The 16620-nt window shown below is 71.1% G+C and carries 13 protein-coding genes; 6 read left to right on the forward strand and 7 right to left on the reverse strand.

What is annotated here, in order from left to right; all coding sequences use genetic code 11:
• Positions 1–3: 3 nt before the first annotated feature.
• From VZL07_RS36780 to VZL07_RS36790, 3 genes are read right to left on the reverse strand one after another with little or no spacing between them, the layout of a single operon-like run.
• Positions 4–1110 carry a sensor histidine kinase gene (locus VZL07_RS36780; protein WP_426752624.1) on the reverse strand — a complete coding sequence of 369 codons (1107 nt, stop codon included), beginning with the start codon at positions 1108–1110 and terminating at the stop codon, positions 4–6.
• Positions 1107–1820, reverse strand: a complete 714-nt coding sequence (locus tag VZL07_RS36785) for a response regulator (protein ID WP_426752625.1) — start codon at positions 1818–1820, stop codon at positions 1107–1109. The genes VZL07_RS36780 and VZL07_RS36785 overlap by 4 nt, the downstream gene beginning before the upstream one ends.
• Complete coding sequence (locus VZL07_RS36790; RefSeq protein WP_426752626.1) at positions 1795–2985, reverse strand: sensor histidine kinase; 1191 nt, start codon at positions 2983–2985, stop codon at positions 1795–1797. Before VZL07_RS36790 ends, VZL07_RS36785 begins: the two co-directional genes overlap by 26 nt.
• 578 nt (positions 2986–3563) lie before the next feature.
• Between VZL07_RS36790 and VZL07_RS36795 the strand changes: the two genes are divergently transcribed.
• The 5 genes from VZL07_RS36795 to VZL07_RS36815 all read left to right on the forward strand — a co-directional run bounded on the left by VZL07_RS36795 (position 3564) and on the right by VZL07_RS36815 (position 10465).
• Entirely contained in the window at positions 3564–5789 is a 2226-nt protein-coding gene (locus VZL07_RS36795) for a hypothetical protein (RefSeq protein ID WP_426752627.1), read from the forward strand.
• The gene (locus tag VZL07_RS36800) at positions 5786–6283 is read left to right on the forward strand and encodes a hypothetical protein (protein WP_426752628.1); all 498 of its coding nucleotides are present in this window, start codon (positions 5786–5788) and stop codon (positions 6281–6283) included. Before VZL07_RS36795 ends, VZL07_RS36800 begins: the two co-directional genes overlap by 4 nt.
• Entirely contained in the window at positions 6274–7296 is a 1023-nt protein-coding gene (locus tag VZL07_RS36805) for a hypothetical protein (RefSeq protein ID WP_426752629.1), read from the forward strand. The genes VZL07_RS36800 and VZL07_RS36805 overlap by 10 nt, the downstream gene beginning before the upstream one ends.
• 9 nt (positions 7297–7305) lie before the next feature.
• Positions 7306–9633, forward strand: a complete 2328-nt coding sequence (locus tag VZL07_RS36810; protein WP_426752630.1) for a di-heme oxidoredictase family protein — start codon at positions 7306–7308, stop codon at positions 9631–9633.
• Between the two features lie 178 nt (positions 9634–9811).
• Entirely contained in the window at positions 9812–10465 is a 654-nt protein-coding gene (locus VZL07_RS36815; RefSeq protein WP_426752631.1) for a LysM peptidoglycan-binding domain-containing protein, read from the forward strand.
• Between the two features lie 70 nt (positions 10466–10535).
• Here the strand turns inward: VZL07_RS36815 and VZL07_RS36820 are convergent, their stop codons facing one another.
• From VZL07_RS36820 to VZL07_RS36835, 4 genes are read right to left on the reverse strand one after another with little or no spacing between them, the layout of a single operon-like run.
• Entirely contained in the window at positions 10536–10988 is a 453-nt protein-coding gene (locus VZL07_RS36820; protein WP_426752633.1) for a MerC domain-containing protein, read from the reverse strand.
• A gap of 11 nt (positions 10989–10999) precedes the next feature.
• On the reverse strand, positions 11000–12415 hold the full coding sequence (locus VZL07_RS36825; RefSeq protein WP_426752634.1) for a DUF3526 domain-containing protein: 1416 nt from the start codon (positions 12413–12415) through the stop codon (positions 11000–11002).
• A gap of 20 nt (positions 12416–12435) precedes the next feature.
• Entirely contained in the window at positions 12436–13863 is a 1428-nt protein-coding gene (locus VZL07_RS36830; protein ID WP_426752635.1) for an ABC transporter permease, read from the reverse strand.
• Positions 13864–13873: 10 nt separating this feature from the next.
• Entirely contained in the window at positions 13874–14578 is a 705-nt protein-coding gene (locus tag VZL07_RS36835) for an ABC transporter ATP-binding protein (protein WP_426752636.1), read from the reverse strand.
• 129 nt (positions 14579–14707) lie between these two features.
• Here VZL07_RS36835 and VZL07_RS36840 point away from each other — a divergent pair, with 129 nt between their 5' ends.
• Positions 14708–16609 carry a DUF5829 family protein gene (locus VZL07_RS36840; protein ID WP_426752637.1) on the forward strand — a complete coding sequence of 634 codons (1902 nt, stop codon included), beginning with the start codon at positions 14708–14710 and terminating at the stop codon, positions 16607–16609.
• Positions 16610–16620: the final 11 nt, after the last annotated feature.

Consider the following 16620-nt stretch of genomic DNA (forward strand, 5'->3'; position numbering starts at 1 on the left):
GCCCTACGCCGCCAACGGCAGCCGGAGGATGAAGCGGGCGCCCCCACCGGGCGCCGTGTCCACCTCCAGCGAGCCCCCGTGCTGCGTGACGATGGCGTGGACGATGGAGAGCCCCAGCCCCGAGCCCTGGGCCTTCGTGGTGAAGAAGGGCTCGAAGATGCGGTCCCGGACGTCCTGCGGAATACCGGGGCCGCTGTCATCCACCGTGAGCCACGCGCGTCCGCCCTCGTGCCCCGCCGACAACGTCACCTGTCCCCCGGCGGGCGTGGCCTCCAGCGCGTTGAGGCACAGGTTGATGAGCACCTGACGCAGCCGCTCCTCCTCCCCCGCCACGGGAGGCACCGAGGCGTCCCGGGCCACGAGCTCCAGCGCCACCTTGCGCGACGCGGCCTGGCCGCTGAGCAGGTCCACCACCCGCCTGAGCAGCTCGTTCACGTCGACGGCGGCGGGGCGGAACTCCCGCGGCCTCGCGAACTGGAGGAAGTCTTCCAGGATGTGGTCCAGGCGACGAATCTCGTCCCGGACCAGGAGCAAGGGCTCCAGCAGGGGCGCCTGCTGGCCATCCGGCAGCCGCCGCACCCGCCGCTCCAGGACGGAGAGCTGGAGCGCCGCCGCGTTCAGCGGGTTGCGGATTTCGTGGGACAGGCCCGCCGTCATCGTCCCCACCGCCGCCAGCTTCTCCGTCACCTGCGCGCGCCGCGCCAGCTCACGCTTCTCCGCGTGCAGGCGCACCTGGCGCATCGCCTGCTCCAGCGTCAGCAGCAGCTCCTGGGGCGCGCACGGCTTCATCAGGTAGGCACAGGCCCCCGCGCGCACCGCCGCCACGGCCGTCTCCAGCGTGGCGAAGCCCGTCAGCAGCACGACCTCGGAGTCCGGTGACGCGGCCTTCAGCTCGGCGGCCAGCGCGGTGCCATCTCCGTCCGGCAGGCGCAGGTCCACCAGCGCCACGTCGAAGCCCTCCCGCGCACGCGCGTGCGCCGCCTTGCAGCTCGACGCGCCCCGGACCGCGTAGCCCGCGTCGCCGAGCAGCTCCTCCAGGTTGTCCAGGAACGCCGCGTTGTCATCCACCACCAGGACGGTGGGCAGCGACGGAGAGGTGGGCTCGCTCATGAGGGATGGGCGGGCCGCGCCGCATGCGCCGTTTCCAGCACCTCCAGAAGCGCGCCCGGGTCGAAGGGTTTGGAGAAGACACCCGCTGCCTCTTGCAAGGGGGCCGCGTCGGGATAGGCGGTGATGACGAAGGTGGGCAGGCGCGGATAGCGCGCGCGCAGCCGCCGCAGGGCCTCGCCATCCGGCCCGCCCGGTACGCGCAGGTCCACCAGCGCCGCGAAGGGCTGGGAACACAGGATGCGGTCGGCATCCAGCACCGAGGCCGCCGTCACGGATGAGAATCCGCGCCCGCGCAGCAGCTCGGCCAGGTTGTCGCTCAGCGCCGGGTCATCCTCCACCAGCACCACCAGGGCGTCCCGGCGCGCGGCCGACAGCAGCTCCACCAGCGTGGGAATGGGAACGGGCTTCGGCAGCACCGCGAGCAGGCCCTCGCGCCGCGCCGTCTCCAGGTCGTCCTGGCGCGGATGGGCGGTGATGACCACGGCGGCCAGCCCCGGGTCCACGCGGCGGAGCTGGTGCACCACGTCCGCCCCGCTCATGCCGGGCATGCGCATGTCCGTCAGCAGCACGTCGAAGCGCGTGGTGCGCGCCAGTTGCACGGCCTCGTCGCCACTGGTGACCACGGTGGCCGCGTCTCCCCCGTCGCGCAGAATCTCCGCGAGGTTCTCCGCGAACGCCCGATTGTCATCCAACAGGAGGTACTGGCGCATGCGTCTCCTCCGAAGCGATGAGGGGAAGTCGAATCACGAAGCGCGCCCCCTCGCCGGGACGGGGGACGTACGCGATACCGCCGCCGTGCCGCTCCAGGATGCGTTTGACGAGCGGCAATCCCAGTCCGATGCCACGCGCCTTCGTCGTCATCAACGGCTCGAAGAGGCGACGGCGGATGGTGTCGCTGACGCCAGGTCCGGAGTCCGCCAGTACCAGCTCGACATGGCCCGGCTCGCTCACGCTGCCCGTCAGCGACACCGTGCCCCCCGTCTCCTCGAGCGCCTGGACGGCGTTGTCCAGCAGGTTGACGAACACCTGCCGGAGCTGGCCCGCGTCGCCCTGCACCACGGGGAGCGACGCCAGCCCTTCCTCGCGTACCGTCACGGAGTCGGGCCGCTGCACCGCCTTGAGCGCCTCCTGCCAGACTTCGTCCAGCCAGACCTCCTGCCGGTGCAGGGGCCGGTCGCGAATCATGTCCAGCAGGTCGGAGACGATGCGGTTGGCGATGCCCACCTGGTCGCCGATGCGGGTCAGGTGCTTGGCGGTGCGCTCATCCACCGCGCCTGGACGCCCGCGGAGGATGTAGAGCGAGGTCTCGATGACGCCCAGCGGGTTGCGCAGCTCATGGCCGATGGAGCCCACGAGCTGACCGAAGGTGGACAGGCGCTCGCTGCGCGCCTGCTGCGCCAGCAAGTCCTCCCGATACGTGTGGAGCATGATGGCCAGCTCCAGGTCGAGAATCTTCCCCACCGCGCTGCGCGCCGCCTGCAGCGCGGCCGGCTGCTCCAGGTACGTCGAGTCGATGAGGCCGTTGAACTCCTGCCTCAGCACGTTCATCGCGCCGAACATGTAGTGCTGGGGCAAGGCGATGCGCACATGCATGCGACCGATGCGGCAGCGCAGCGCGTAGTAGGCCTCGTCCCAGGGGCCGCGGAGGAGCTGGTCCATCCACACCTGCAGCGTGCCCCGCAAGTGGCCCACCTGGCTCTCACCTCCCTCGAGCGCCTGGCGAGCCCCCTCGTGCTCCAGGATGCGGTCGTAGAAGATGCGAGCGATGCGTGAGAAGTGAGGCTTCGCGGTGCCATGCAAGGTCACGAGTGCCCGCTCGTCAGCCGAGCTGAAGCCCACGTACCGCTTCAATTCCTCGAACAAGGTTTCCGCCATGAGTCCTGGGGTAAGAGCCTAACCGCGCAGAACGCCGGGCAGCAGGAACTTCCTCCCCACCGCTGCGCGGGTGCGGCCTGCCACACGTCGACACCAGGACTTGAGCAGGCGGCTCCGGCAACGACGGTGAAGCAGACAGCCTGTCGTCTGGCGTGACGGGTCATGAAGGGCGACTCTCCGCCCGGCCGCTCCGGCCCGGCGAGGACACTTCAGCAAGCCGCAGGCCAGCGGGCCCCGCCCTGCCCGGCGCCGGACGTCCCGCGCAAGATATGCGCAGTCCGGCTCCCAGCGCCCGTGACGCGCAAGGATTGCGCCCCACCCCAGCGGCATCGCGCTTCGCACGGGGCCGGCGTGCCGCGAATCCTCCGCCGCGCCCGCAGGGCACATCCCAGGCCGTCGACCGCACGTCGCTCCACCCATGGCAGCCCCTGGCTCATGGCAATTCCAGCCATCGGAGAGCTCCCGCCAATCCGGCGCAAGCACTCCGATACACGCGACGCCCGGGAGTGCCATTTCGACATCTTCATTGCAAATGAAACATGGTTGCAATAACCAGGACGCCTCTCACCCGAGGCACCATGACACTTCGAAGCACGAAGACGTTGTTCTGGCAGTGGACGCTCACCTCGACCCTGCTCCTGCTGGGCACGGCGTGCAGCGACACGCCCGCGTCCGGGAGGCCCGACGGCGGCGTCCAGCTCGACGCGGGGGCGACACCGGATGCCGGCGGGCTGCCGGATGGCGGCGTCGACGACGCGCGAGACACGCTGGAAGTCCTCGCGGGCAACACATCCACGGGCTTCGTGGATGGAATGGGCATCGCGGCGCGCTTCAGCGGCCCCGCGGGGGCGGTGCTGACGCCGGACGGCGCGTTCATCTACGTCGCGGATACGTTCAACAACCTGCTGCGGCGCATCGATACCGCCACGGGAGCGGTCGTCACGCTCGCGGGCCGCGTGCAACAAATGGGGGCCGTGGACGGCAGGGGCACGGAGGCCCGCTTCAAGAGCCCGCGAGCGCTGGCCCATGCGCCGGACGGAAGCGCGCTGTACCTGGCGGACGGCCCGACCGTCCGCAGAATCGCGCTTCCCGACGCGGAGGTGACGACGCTGGCGGGAAGCCCGGACTCGCCCGGCAACGTGGACGGCATCGGCGATGAGGCGCGATTGGGCTCGCTGCTGCACAGCCTGGCCATCTCCGAGGACGGCACCACGCTCTACATCGCGGACCGCTCCAACCGCGTCCTGCGGACGCTGGACGTGGCCACGCGCCGGGTCACCACGGTGGCGGGGACCCGCTACACCGGCGCGGACCAGAGCGTGGACGCGCGCGGCACGGACGCCCGCTTCAGCGGCCTGGGCGGCATCGTCCGGGTGGGCGCTGCGCTGTACGTGGCGGATACCTTCAACAATACGGTGCGCCGGGTGGACCTGACCACCTACGACGTCACCACCCTCGCGGGCAGAGCGGGCGAGGCCGGAAACCAGGACGGCGTCGGCTCCGAGGCGAGGTTCGACACGCCGCAGTCCCTGACGGGCGACGCCCAATTCCTCTATGTCACCGGCTGGGACGGACTGCTTCGCCGCGTCGCAGTGGCGGACGGCGCGACCACCACGCTGGTGGGTGACGCCGACGACGTGCGCCCCGTGGACGGCGTGGGTGAGGCGGTGAGGCTGGGCATCGCCTTCGGGCCGCCGCTGCTCGACAGCGTGCGCGGCGTCCTCTACTACAACGACCGCGACGCCAACGCCGTGCGCCGCCTGGACCTGGGCTCGCTGGAGATGACGACGCTCGCCGGCTCCGCGCGTCCGTCCGGTAGCGAGGATGGCCCGGGCAACGAGGCCCGCTTCGACTCCCCCTCCGCCATCGTCCCGGGGGACGGGGCCTGGTTCGTCGCCGACACGTACAACCACACCGTGCGCACCGTCGAGTTCGCCTCGGGCGAGACGCGGACGCTCGCAGGACGGCCGGGGCTGGCGGGCGGCGAGGATGGCCCGCTGGAGGCGGCGACGCTGGGATACCCGGCGGGACTCGCGTGGCATGCCGCCTCCCAGCAGCTCTATGTCGCGGACCTGGGCGCCCACACCGTGCGCGTCGTCGACCTGACGACCCGCAGCGTGCGCACCCTGGCCGGGACGCAGGAAGAAGCAGGCGCCGCGGACGGCTTGGGCCCGGCGGCCCGATTCTCCGGGCCACAGCAGCTCGCGCTGTCCCCGGATGGTCTCACGCTGTACGTCGCGGACTCGGGGAACGCCACCGTGCGTGCCGTTGAGACTGACACCGGGGCGGTGACGACGCTGGCCGGCGCGGCGGGCGAACGCGGCACCGTGGACGGCGTGGGCGCCGCGGCTCGCTTCCGGGAGCCCACGGGGCTCGCGCTGGACGCGGCGGCAGGCCGGCTCTACGTGGTGGACGCCAGCGCGCAGACCCTGCGCGTCATCACCCTGGCGACCGGCGAGGTGACCACCATCGCCGGAACGGACGAGACGACAGGTGTGGTGGACGGCCCCGTCGCCGAAGCGCTTTTCAAGTACCCGGCCAGCCTCGCGCTGAATGCGGCGGGCACGCATCTCTACGTCGCCGATAACGGCAACCATGTCATCCGCCGGGTGGACCTGGCCGCTGGCACGGTGTCCACCTGGCTGGGCAACGCCGTGCGCAGCGGCGGCATCGGGCCGGGCCAGCGCCTGCCCTTCCGTGAGGCGACGCTGTACTTTCCGCAGGCGCTGGCGGTGGGCGCGCGCGACGTCGCGATCCTCTCCGAGAGCGCCGTCTACCTCGCACGTCCGGAGGCCACGCCATGAAGGGCGCGCCTCTGCGAGCTCTCGCCACCGCGGCGTGGCTCGTCGGCTGCGGCGGCACGACGGAGCCTGGCGAAGATGCGCCCGCGACGAGAACGCCGCGCATCGCCGTGGGCGTCGGGCGACCGGGCCAGTACACACCGGTGAAGCCCGGGGACACGCTGCGGCTCCAGCGCGGTTGCCAGGGCAGCCAGCACGTCTTCGTGTCGCTCCAGGCCTGGGAGCTGGACCCCTTGATCGCGACGGTGGAGCTGACGCTCACCCGTCAGTCGGACGGCCAGCAGGTGTCGCTGCCGTATCAGCTGCGCCTGCCCTTCGAGCCCGCCACGGCGCAGCGCCCCGCCATGCTCTCCGGCCTGCTGCTCGTGGTTCCCGAGCCATCCGAGGCCCTGGGAGCGCACGTGACGCTCCATGCGCGCATCGAGGACACCAGCGGCCAGGATGCCACGGATTCTCGTGAAGGCGTCATCCAGTGGGGGCCCGACGCATGTCCCTGATGCTTCGCCTGGTAGGGGCCACGCTGTGGCTCGCGCTCGCCACGGCGTGCGGCGAATCCTCGCCCACCGGCGTCCCCGCGCCCTCCGAGCCCGCGGCCTGGAGCACCGCTTTCGACGCCTCGGCCGCGGGCTGGCTCATGAACGTCTCCGCGCCGCCCGGTGGAGCCCTGCTGGCGGTGGGAGGCAGGCTCGACGCGGGCGCCATGTATCAACGGCGGGAGGATGGCTGGGGCCCCGTCCCCCTCACCGAAGCCGTGCCGCTGCTCAACTGGAGCCACGGCTTCGGCCCGGCTGACATCTGGGTGGTCGGCAACGGTGGGACGGTGCTGCATTGGAGGGGCACGCGGTGGCAGCGTGTGCCGGTGCCCACGGACCAGGACCTCTGGGGCATCTGGGGCGCGGCCTCGGATGACCTCTGGGCCGTGGGCGGACGGGGCCGGCAAGCAGGCGATGCCACCCTGCTCCACTACGACGGCCTCGAGTGGACGGTGGTGCAGGTGCCACCGCTCCAGCGCGACCGCGTGGACGCCTTCTACAAGGTGTGGGGGAGCGCGCACGACGACGTCTGGGTGGTGGGGCAGAAAGGCGCGGTCCTCCATTGGAATGGCAGCAGGTGGACCGAGCACTTCGTGGGCGTCAGCGACGACCTCATCTCGGTGTGGGGGACCGGACGCGAGCGCGTCGTCGTCGTGGGCGGACGCAGCAACGGCGTGGTGGCCCGGTGGGACGGCCAGGCATGGACGCACCGCGAGCTGGCCCCGCTCCCCGGCCTCAACGGCGTGTGGATGCGCGCCCCCTCGGTGGCGCACGTGGTGGGTATCGAAGGCACGCTGGCCGTGCTGGACGTGGAGACGCTCGCCGCCCACCCGGTGCCGGCCACGACACGGCTCTCCTTCCACAACGTGTTCGGCGACGCGTCCGGAAACCTGACCGCCGTGGGCGGCAATCTGGGTGCGCTGGCGGATGACTACCAGGGCCTGGCCTGGACACGGCCGCTGGGTCCCAACGAGTAACGACACGAGATGACGACGATGACCAAGCTGACACGTGGGCTGGCCGGATGCGCCCTGGTGCTCCTGGGGTGCTCACCAACCCCCGAAACACCCAAGGTGGCCGACAACATCTTCGGCGACCTGGGGGACGTGGTGCCATTCGCGACACCAGCGCAGCGCGAGAGCTTCGAGCGGGGGCGGCAGGTCGTGCTTCGCCGCTTCACGCCCGAAGACGGGCTCGGGCCCTCCTTCAACGTGGTGAGCTGCGTGAACTGCCACGAGAAGCCCGTCGTGGGTGGCGGCGCGGGCCGGTACCGGAACTTCCTGCTGGTGGGGCAGACCCTGCCGGATGGCTCCTTCGTCAACACCGGCATCAACGGCGTGCAACCGCACTTCACGCTGGACGGCGTGCGGCGTCCTACCGATGCCGCCACCAACACCTTCGCCACCCGCAATCCAGTTCCCTTCTTCGGCGTGGGCCTGCTGGCGGAGATTCCCGACGAGGTCATCCTCCGGAACGCGGACCCGGACGACGCGGACGGAGATGGCATCAGTGGCCGTCCCAACTACGACCGTGGCTTCGTGGGGCGGTTCGGGCGCAAGTCACAGACGGTGTCTATCGAAGGCTTCATCCGAGGGCCTGTCTTCAACCACATGGGTATCACCTCCAACCCCCTGTCGGAGGAGGCGAAGGCGCGGCTTCCAGTCCCCAGCGCGCTGGACGGACTGCCGGGCGCCACGCAGTCCGCCGACGGCCTGCGCACGGTGCGGCAGGCCCAGGCGGCGGCGCCGGACGAGCCCACCGTGGACGATGACGGCGTGCCGGACCCCGAGATGAGCGAGCAGGAGCTGTTCGACCTCGTGTCCTTCTCCATGCTCACCGCGGCTCCGCGTCCCGACGCGCCCACCGCCGAGTCCGAGGCCGGCCGGGCGCTCTTCACCCAGGTCGGGTGTGACGCCTGCCACATCCCCGCGCTGGAGGGGCCCCGTGGGCTCATCCCGCTCTACAGCGACCTGCTCCTGCATGACATGGGGCCGGCGCTGGACGATGGCATCGTGATGAAGCTGGCCAGCGGCTCGGAGTTTCGTACCCAGCCGCTGTGGGGCATCACCGCCGCGGGCCCGTACCTGCATGACGGCCGCGCGGACGACCTGGACGAAGCCATCCGGCTCCACGGCGGCGAGGCCCAGCGCTCCCGCGATGACTACGTGGCCTTGAGCCTCGAGGACCAGGCGCGCGTCATCCACTTCCTGGAGTCCCTGGGCGGCCGCGCGCAGCGCAGTGACGGCATGTTGCCGCCGGACGCCCCGGTTCCGGCCACCGGCGACTGGGGAGGCCCCGCCGTCGCGCTCGGCGCGGAGGAGTTGGAGCGCTTCCGCCAGGGGCAGCACCTGTTCGACCGGGACTTCGGCCTCCGCGAAGGCGTGGGTCCCCACTTCAATGGCGACTCCTGCCGCGCCTGCCACTTCGACCCGGTCCCCGGTGGCGCCGGGGGGCTGGACCTGGACGTCACGCGCCAGGGAATCTTCGCGGACGGTGCCTTCATCTACCCGACGCCGGGCACCATGGCGCACCGACACGGGGCCGTGGACGCGCGGCCGCCGCTGGACCCTCGCAGCAACTTCTTCGAGCGGCGTCAGACGCCCTCCCTCCTGGGACTGGGGCTCATCGAGCGCATCCCCGAGGCCCTCATCCTTGCCAACGAGGACCCGGATGACGCCGACGGCGACGGCATTCGCGGCCGCGTCCACCGCCTGCCCGACGGGCGGCTGGGTCGCTTCGGCTGGAAGGCCAACGTGCCCAGCGTGCACGAGTTCGTCCGCGACGCGCTCAGCAACGAGCTGGGGCTGACCCTGGTCGACGAGCCCGGGCGAACCTTCGGCACGGCGCGGGATGACGACGCCGTCGCGGATCCGGAGGTAGGGCGGCCCACCATCGAAACGCTCGCCTTCTACCTGTCCATGCTGGCGCCCCCGCCTCGAACGGGGGCCCGGCCAGAGCTGGACGACACGGGCCTCGCGCTGTTCCACGAGGTGGGCTGCGCGAAATGCCACGTCCCCTCCTTCCCCACGACGGATGGCCGGGACGTCCGCCTCTACAGCGACCTGCTCCTGCATGATGTGATGCGCGATGGGCGCAGGGGCGTGGAGGACGGACAGGCCAATGTGAACGAGCTGCGCACGCCACCGCTGTGGGGCCTGGCGCACTCGGCGCCCTACCTCCACGACGGCACCGCCAGCACCGTGGCGGGCGCCATCACCCTGCACGGTGGCGAAGCCGATAGCTCGCGGCGCGCCTACGAGGCACTCTCCGCGCCGGAGCGAGACGCCTTGCTCGCGTTCCTCCAGACGCTCTGAGCGGCGCTCGGGAGCCCCCGTCCCGTCCGCGCAGGGCTGGACGGCGGGCTCTCGGAGGCGGGCTTTCGAGTCCTTCCGCCACGAGCGGAATGTTACGAATCAGCAACCATTCCAAGAATCTTGGAAGCGCGCCGCAACTCTGCGGGGGACCTCCCGAAAATGGGTGCAGGAGGTTCCAATGTCCAACTACCGCATCCGCCGTGGCGACACCCTTTCTGCTCTGGCGGTCCGTTTCGGCACCACCGTTGCCAAGCTGGCTCGAGACAACAACATCAAGAACCCCGACCTCATCTACGCGGGGAACACGCTGCGTATCAGCGGCTACTCCGGCCGTGACAGCTTCGACGCGGGCGGTGGCCGCCAGGGCGTCAGTGGCGGCGGCCGTTCGGGTGGCACGGGCGGTGGAGCGAACGTGGGCGGCCCCACGGGCGCTGGCCCCAGCAACGCGAGCCCCGCGATGCGCCGGCTGGCAGAGGCGGGCCGCGCGGCGGCGCTGAGCATGGGCGGCTACAACAGCCAGGGCCTGTGCGCCACGGGCGTGAGCCGGGCCATCCAGAACGCCTTCGGCTTCAAGGTGTGGGGCAACGGCAACCAGATTGACAACAACCTGCCCCGCGACAAGTTCAAGCAGGTCAACATGTCGCTGGAGGAGGCGCTGAAGATTCCGGGCCTCGTCCTCACCTGGGAGAGCACCTCCACGCGCCTGGGCAGCATCTACGGCCACACCGCCATCACCACCGGCGACGGCCGCTCGTCCGTCAGCGACTTCATCGAGCGCAACACGACCAACAACGGCCGCTCCGGCTTCAAGGTCTTCATGCCCATCATCTAGCGCTCCACCGCGCACCGATGACGGCTCCCGAAGCCCCTGGTCCCAGCGAGGACCGGGGGCTTCGTCGTTCTCAGGCCTGGACGGCGGGGCGCTGGCGCCAGGCCCGGCGCTCCCACAGGCCCCCCGCGAGCAACACCGCCACCCCACCCCACGTCAGCACCGGGTTCTCCTCCAGCGCATGTCCCAGCACCAGGAGCGCACACCCCGCGGCCGTCGCCAGCAGCGGGCCCAGGCGCCGCAGACGCCGGAACCGCCAGCCGCTGACGGCCAGGGACACCGTGACGGCCACCGCGAGCATCACCTGGTGCACGGACTCCGTCAGCGACAGGCCCACGCCGACGAACGACAGCACCTGCGCGTAGGTGGAAAGGCATGCCGGGCACACGGCGCACGCCAGAAGCGGCACCAGCACCGACCAGCGGCCCCCAGGCACCTTGCCGCGCTCGTTGGGGTTGGCAGGGGACTGCCCTCGGTGGTGGGCGCAGTCGCAGGCAGCAGCGGACGTCGAGGACGAGTGAATCATGGTCTTCATTCTCAGGAGATGCGAGGGCGCCGCAGCCACGCCAGGCCCAGTCCCAGCGCCAGCAGCGTCGGCAGCACGAGTGCGAGGACGCCCAGCGCCACCTGGGGCACGACCTCCTCACCTGGCTGCTCGACGTAGGTGAATCGAGGCAGGCGCGCGTGCTCGGCGGCCCCCAGGGTGGCACCCGAGAAGACGCGCGGCAGCAGGGCATCGCGCCAGGCCGTGTGGAACCGGTCGACCTGCCGCAGGAAGTGCGCGTGCCGCGAGCCGCCTGTCCCCGCGACGTCCTGGAGCGCCTGCTGGAAGGCCAGCGCGGGGGACACGAAGCGCAGCACGCCGAGCGCGGCCTGCTGGCGCTCCAGTTGCGACTGGAAGGCCGCCACCACGGGCGCGGTGGCCCGGGCCGCCTCGTCCTGCACGGCCAGCGCGGTGGGCCAGTAGCCCTCCGCCTTGGCGCCCTTCGGGGCCAGCTCCGGGTGGTCCTCGAAGTAGGCGGACAGCACCTCACTGCCGCGCCGCTGCGCCTCCAGCGAGGCCTCGCGCGTGGCCCCGACCAACGCCACGCGCGATGGCACCGGGTACAAGCCACTCACCCCGAGCTGCACGGCCGCGGGCACCACGACCACCAGCACGAGCCACGCGCCCACCAGCACCAGGGCATTGGTGGCGGAGCTCAGGGCCCGCGCATTCACGGCCAGCGCCAGGGCGAACCAGAAGGCGCCGTAGCCGACGACCAGCGCCACCCACCCCGCCAGTCGTCCCAGCCCCCCTTCCCCACCCGTCAGCACGTAGCCAGCGACGCCCGCGAGGACACACAGGCCCAGCAGCACGCCCGCGCGCACCAGGAGCCGTCTCAGGGCCCAGCCACGGAGCCCCGTGGCCTGCACCAGCACCAGCCGCAGCGTGCCGTCCTCGCGCTCGCGCGACACCAGGTCGAAGGAGAACGCGAGCGCGAACAGCGGCAGGAGGTAGAGCAGCACGAACGACAGGTCCAGCGTCCCCGTCGCCAGGTGCATGGGGTGCTCCAGCGTGTCGCGCGCGAAGTCCGTGAGGCGGCCCTGCAGCGACACCTGGTAGGCGGACGGCAGCAGGTCCATCTGCCCCACGGTGAACGCGCCCAGCGGGCCCGGAGGCAACAGGGCCTCGGGCTGGACCAGCGTGTTGCCCACCGGCACCGGCATCGCCGGGCTCTTCCAGGGCGGCAGCACTGGCCCCCGCCCCTGGCGCAGGGCCTCCGCCACCTCCGCCAGACGGGAGCGCCGCTCCGTCTCCTGGGTGACGAGCCGCTGCTGGTAGGCCCGCAGGTCCCGGGTGAAACGCCAGCCATTGTAGAGCCCCAACGCCATCAAGCCGAGCAGGAGCGCGGCGGAGAAGGCGAGCATCCGGTCCTTCCGGAGCAGGAACCACTCGTGTCGAAGCAGGGACATGTTCATGTTCTCGTCGCGCCTCAAACGGCGCTCAGGCGATTGCCAGCGCGCAGTGCGAAGGCCGTGGTCCAGGCCAGCCAGAGCCCCAGCAGGAGCAACCCGGGCACCTGCGCCCCGAGCGCGTCCGAGAGGCGCTCCGCGTCCAGGCGCAGCGCTGGCACCTCACGCCACAGGGCCGCGTCGGCCTTGTAGTCCGCGTCGCCGTACTTCGAGCGGTACGTGATGGCGTCATTCATCTGCTTCACCAGCCCCTGCCGGTACTGCTCCGCCTGCTTCGTGAAGCGAAGGTGCGAGGCCAGGTCCGTCTGCGCGAGCGATGCCGACAGGTGTCTCAGCGCCAGCATGGGCGACAGCGGCGCGAAGACGCGGTGCAGGCGCTCCTGCTCGTGGTAGCGCGCCTCCAGCTCACCGAAGCGCACCGCGCCCACGCGATTGCTGTACTCCTCGCCTGCCTGGAGCGCGATGCCACGGAAGTTGACGGGCAGCGCCTCCAGCGACGCCGCGCCATAGCGGGCCAGCGTCTCGCGCTCGAGCGCCGCCTGTCGCTGGTCCGCGGGGTCGTGACCGCTCAGGCCCTTGTCGTAGTCCTCCGCCAGTTGCCGCGCGAAGTCCTGCGCCGTGGGCACGGGCGCCCACGCCCGGGCCGCGTCCACCGCGAGCCGAGGCACCAGCAGCGCGTTGACCATCCACACGCCGAGGAGCACCACCAACGCCCCCCGGGAGGTCCGCGCCCACGCGCTGACCGCCAGCCCCAGGAACACGAAGCCCGCCAGGTACAACCCATATCCCAGCGCCAGTCCCGACAGCCGTCCCAACAACTCGCCCAGCGAAATGCCCGAGCCCCCTCCCAGGCCCACCACCAGCGCCACGGCCACCGCGAAGAGCGGCACCAGCAGCGCGGCCAGCGCCAGCCCCACGCCCAGGGCCTTGCCCAGCACGAGCTGATACCGGCGCACGCCGGAGCTCAGGAGCAGGCGCAGCGTGCCCTGCTCCCGCTCGGCGGTGAACGCGGAGTAGGTCAGCAGGATGATGAGCAGGGGAACGAGGAGCTGGAGGACGCCCGCCCCCGTGAGCTCTCCGAAGCGCGCCACCGCCGTGGCATCCGCGGCGGGCCGGTACTGCGTGTGATTCCGCTTGTGGGCCTCCAGGTAGACGGCGACGCCCACGTAGGGCTCCACGCCACGGTCGAACGCGGCGAGGATGGACTCCGGCTTGAACGCCCAGACGCCATAGTGCGCGGCCGAGTGCGGATTCTTCTCTCCCTGCTCCAGCCAGTGCTCGCGCGTCAACCGCGCACCGGCTTCGCGCTCGGCACGAGACTCCCGGACATGGAGCGCGCCCACCGCGATGCCCACGGTGGCCAGCAAGAACACCAGGGCGCCCGCGACGCGGAAGCGTCCGTCGCGCGACAGCTCCACCCATTCCTTTCGGGCGATGGCTCGAATCATTCGTCCGTCCTCAGCCACGCATGTGCGTCAGGTAGAGTTGCTCCAGCTCCGCGTGCCCCAGCTCCCGCGTGGCGCGCGTCTCCACCAGCCGGCCTGCCTTCATGATGCCCACCCGCGTTCCGGACTCCTTCGCGCGGAACAGGTCGTGCGTGGCCATGAGCACCGCCATGCCTTCCCCGCTCAAGCGGAGGAGCAGCTCGGACAGCTCGTTGGAGGCCAGCGGGTCCAGCCCGGACGTGGGTTCATCCAGCAGCAACGCCCGAGCGCCCTTCGCCAGCGCGATGGCGATGCCGACCTTCTGCCGCATGCCTTTCGAGTAGCGGCCCACGGGTACGTCGAACGCGCCCGGCTGGAGGCCCGCCCGGGCCAGCCAGTCACTGGACTCCTGCGTGGAGAGCGCGGGTCTTCCCGCCAGGGTGTTGAAGTAGGCCAGGTTCTCCCGGCCCGTCAGCCGGGGGTAGAGCATCACCAGCTCGGGCACGTACGCCAGCAGCCCTCGGACCTGCGCCTCGTGCTGGCGCACCTCCAGCCCCGCGACCCGCGCCTCGCCTTGCGTCGGGGTGATGAAACCCAGGAAGAGATTCAGCGTCGTCGTCTTCCCTGCCCCGTTGGCGCCCAGGAGGCAAAACACCTCTCCAGCTCCGATGGACAGGTCCAGGGACTCCAGCGCCAGGTGCTCGCCATAGCGTTTCGACAGCTTCTTCGCTTCAAGCATGGACACCCCATAACGGAGCACCCATGACAAACGCAACTTGATTGCATCAACCAGCCCTCTCGGGCAGCATTCGTCGAGGTCAACCGAGCCTGTGGGTGCGAGTGGCCGACCGGGCCCTGGAGGATGAACGTGCTGGCGACGATGGTGCTCCTGAACATGGTGTGGGTGGCGTCCGCGCTACCCGACGCGGAGAAGGTGGCGTGGGGAAGCGCGGTGGCCGCGCGTGGCCAGCAGGCCCACGGCTACCTGCCCGTCCCCGGCGAGGGCGACGCGGTGCCGTCCATTCCCGTGACGGTGATTCATGGAACGAAGCCGGGACCGGTGGTGGCGCTGATGGCGGGCATCCACGGCGCGGAGTACGTCCCCATCCTCACGCTGCAGCGGCTCGCGGAGCGGCTGTCCCCGGAGACGGTGCGTGGGACGGTGGTCATCGTCCACATCGCCAACGTCCCGGCCTTCCAGCGGCGCACCGTCTATTACGGACCGCTGGACTGGAAGAACCTCAACCGCGTCTTTCCAGGCTCGGCCACGGGCTCGCCCACCGAGCGCATCGCGCACGTACTCACCCAGGAGGTGTTCAAGCGAGTGGACGCGGTGGTGGACGTGCACTGCGGTGACGCCAACGAGGCCCTGGCGCCCTATGTCGCCTACATCGCCAACGCGAAGGACCCGAGCGTCACGGAGCGCTCACGCGCCATGGCCATGGCCTTCGGCGCCCCCACGGTGAAGCCGCTCTGGCCGGACTTCTCGCAGCCCACCCGCTACACCTCCGCCACGGCCGTGGCGCTGGGTGTCCCCGCCATCGGTGTCGAGTGGGGAGGCGAGGCTCGCGCGTCCCTGGAGGAGCGCTCCCGGGTGGAGACCGGGCTGCTCCGCGTGCTCAGGCAGCTCGAGGTCATCCCGGGCGGTGCGCCTCCGCCGGTCAAGTCGCGCTTCGTCAGCTGGTCGGAGTCCGTGATGAGCCCCGTCCATGGCGTCTTCTCGCCAGCCGTGCGGCCGGGGCAGCGGATCGAAGCGGGGGCCCGGCTCGGCGAGATTCGGGACGCGTTTGGCCGGACGCTCGCCGTTCCCGCCGCGCCCTTCACGGGCGTGGTGCTGTTTGGCGCCACGACGCCGCCCGTGAATCCGGGCGAGCCGCTCGTGTCCCTGGGACAGATGGCGGATACGCCGCCCCGCACCGCCCCGGTGCAGCCGCCCCGGCCCCCGCCCGTCGTGCTCAACCACCTGTACGTCGTCCTTCCCGCGGAGTCCTTCGAGGCGCTACGAGCGCTGGAGTTCCTCTCGCAGGAGTTCGCGCAGGTGGATGGAGGTCTGCCTCGGTTCGAGGCGCCAGTGCCCACGGCGCAATCCCTGTACGTGCGTGGCCAGGACACCTATCTGGAGCTGCTGGGGCCGGACAACGCCTTCGGCGAGCCCGTCGGCAAGGTGGGCGTGGGCCTCGGCGTCGAGCAGAAGGGTTCCCTGTCACGGCTGGTCGGGCCGCTGCGGCTCGCGCTGGGAGGCAAGGTGCACCAGGAGCGAACGCAGCGGCAGTTCGAAGGCCGGGGCCAGGTCCCCTGGTACGACGTCCTCTACCACGCGGGCACCGCGCGAGACGCCACCCTGGCGCTGTGGGTGAGTGAGTACGTTCCTGAGTTCTTCCGGGCGCTGGACCCGGACCGGCCCTGGCGCGCGGATGACGTCAGCCGCCGAGCCTTCCTGGGCCCGCGCTTCAAACCCGAGCGCCTGCTCCGGAACGTGGAGCAGGTGTCCCTGGAGCTGTCCCCGCAGCGAGCCGCCACCTTTGTCCGCGAGCTGGTCGCACTGGGCTACCAGCAAGCCGCGCCTCCAGGTGAGGTCTTCGTCCTGGAAGGTGGAGGCATGCGCTGGCAGGTGCGCGAAGCCGCCCGGCCTCGAGGGCTCCTGGAAGTCGCGTTCTCGCTCAACCGGGTGAAGACGGGCCCGCGCGTCTATGCGCTGGGCAAGGGCGCGAAGCTCGAGTTCTCCCAGAACACGCCCGAAGCTCGCTGGGTGCTCGCGGACAGCGAGTGACCGGCCAGCTC

The sequence above is a fragment of the Pseudomyxococcus flavus genome, from assembly GCF_050038885.1.
Classification (GTDB): domain Bacteria; phylum Myxococcota; class Myxococcia; order Myxococcales; family Myxococcaceae; genus Myxococcus; species Myxococcus flavus.

Bases quoted from the DNA above. Each gene is read 5' to 3' on its own strand.
- VZL07_RS36790 (WP_426752626.1), bottom strand. From the start codon at position 2,985: ATGGCGGAAACCTTGTTCGAGGAATTGAAGCGGTACGTGGGCTTCAGC.
- VZL07_RS36815 (WP_426752631.1), top strand. From the start codon at position 9,812: ATGTCCAACTACCGCATCCGCCGTGGCGACACCCTTTCTGCTCTGGCG.
- VZL07_RS36835 (WP_426752636.1), bottom strand. From the start codon at position 14,578: ATGCTTGAAGCGAAGAAGCTGTCGAAACGCTATGGCGAGCACCTGGCG.
- VZL07_RS36830 (WP_426752635.1), bottom strand. From the start codon at position 13,863: ATGATTCGAGCCATCGCCCGAAAGGAATGGGTGGAGCTGTCGCGCGAC.
- VZL07_RS36800 (WP_426752628.1), top strand. From the start codon at position 5,786: ATGAAGGGCGCGCCTCTGCGAGCTCTCGCCACCGCGGCGTGGCTCGTC.
- VZL07_RS36780 (WP_426752624.1), bottom strand. From the start codon at position 1,110: ATGAGCGAGCCCACCTCTCCGTCGCTGCCCACCGTCCTGGTGGTGGAT.
- VZL07_RS36785 (WP_426752625.1), bottom strand. From the start codon at position 1,820: ATGCGCCAGTACCTCCTGTTGGATGACAATCGGGCGTTCGCGGAGAAC.
- VZL07_RS36820 (WP_426752633.1), bottom strand. From the start codon at position 10,988: ATGATTCACTCGTCCTCGACGTCCGCTGCTGCCTGCGACTGCGCCCAC.
- VZL07_RS36795 (WP_426752627.1), top strand. From the start codon at position 3,564: ATGACACTTCGAAGCACGAAGACGTTGTTCTGGCAGTGGACGCTCACC.
- VZL07_RS36805 (WP_426752629.1), top strand. From the start codon at position 6,274: ATGTCCCTGATGCTTCGCCTGGTAGGGGCCACGCTGTGGCTCGCGCTC.
- VZL07_RS36825 (WP_426752634.1), bottom strand. From the start codon at position 12,415: ATGTCCCTGCTTCGACACGAGTGGTTCCTGCTCCGGAAGGACCGGATG.
- VZL07_RS36810 (WP_426752630.1), top strand. From the start codon at position 7,306: ATGACGACGATGACCAAGCTGACACGTGGGCTGGCCGGATGCGCCCTG.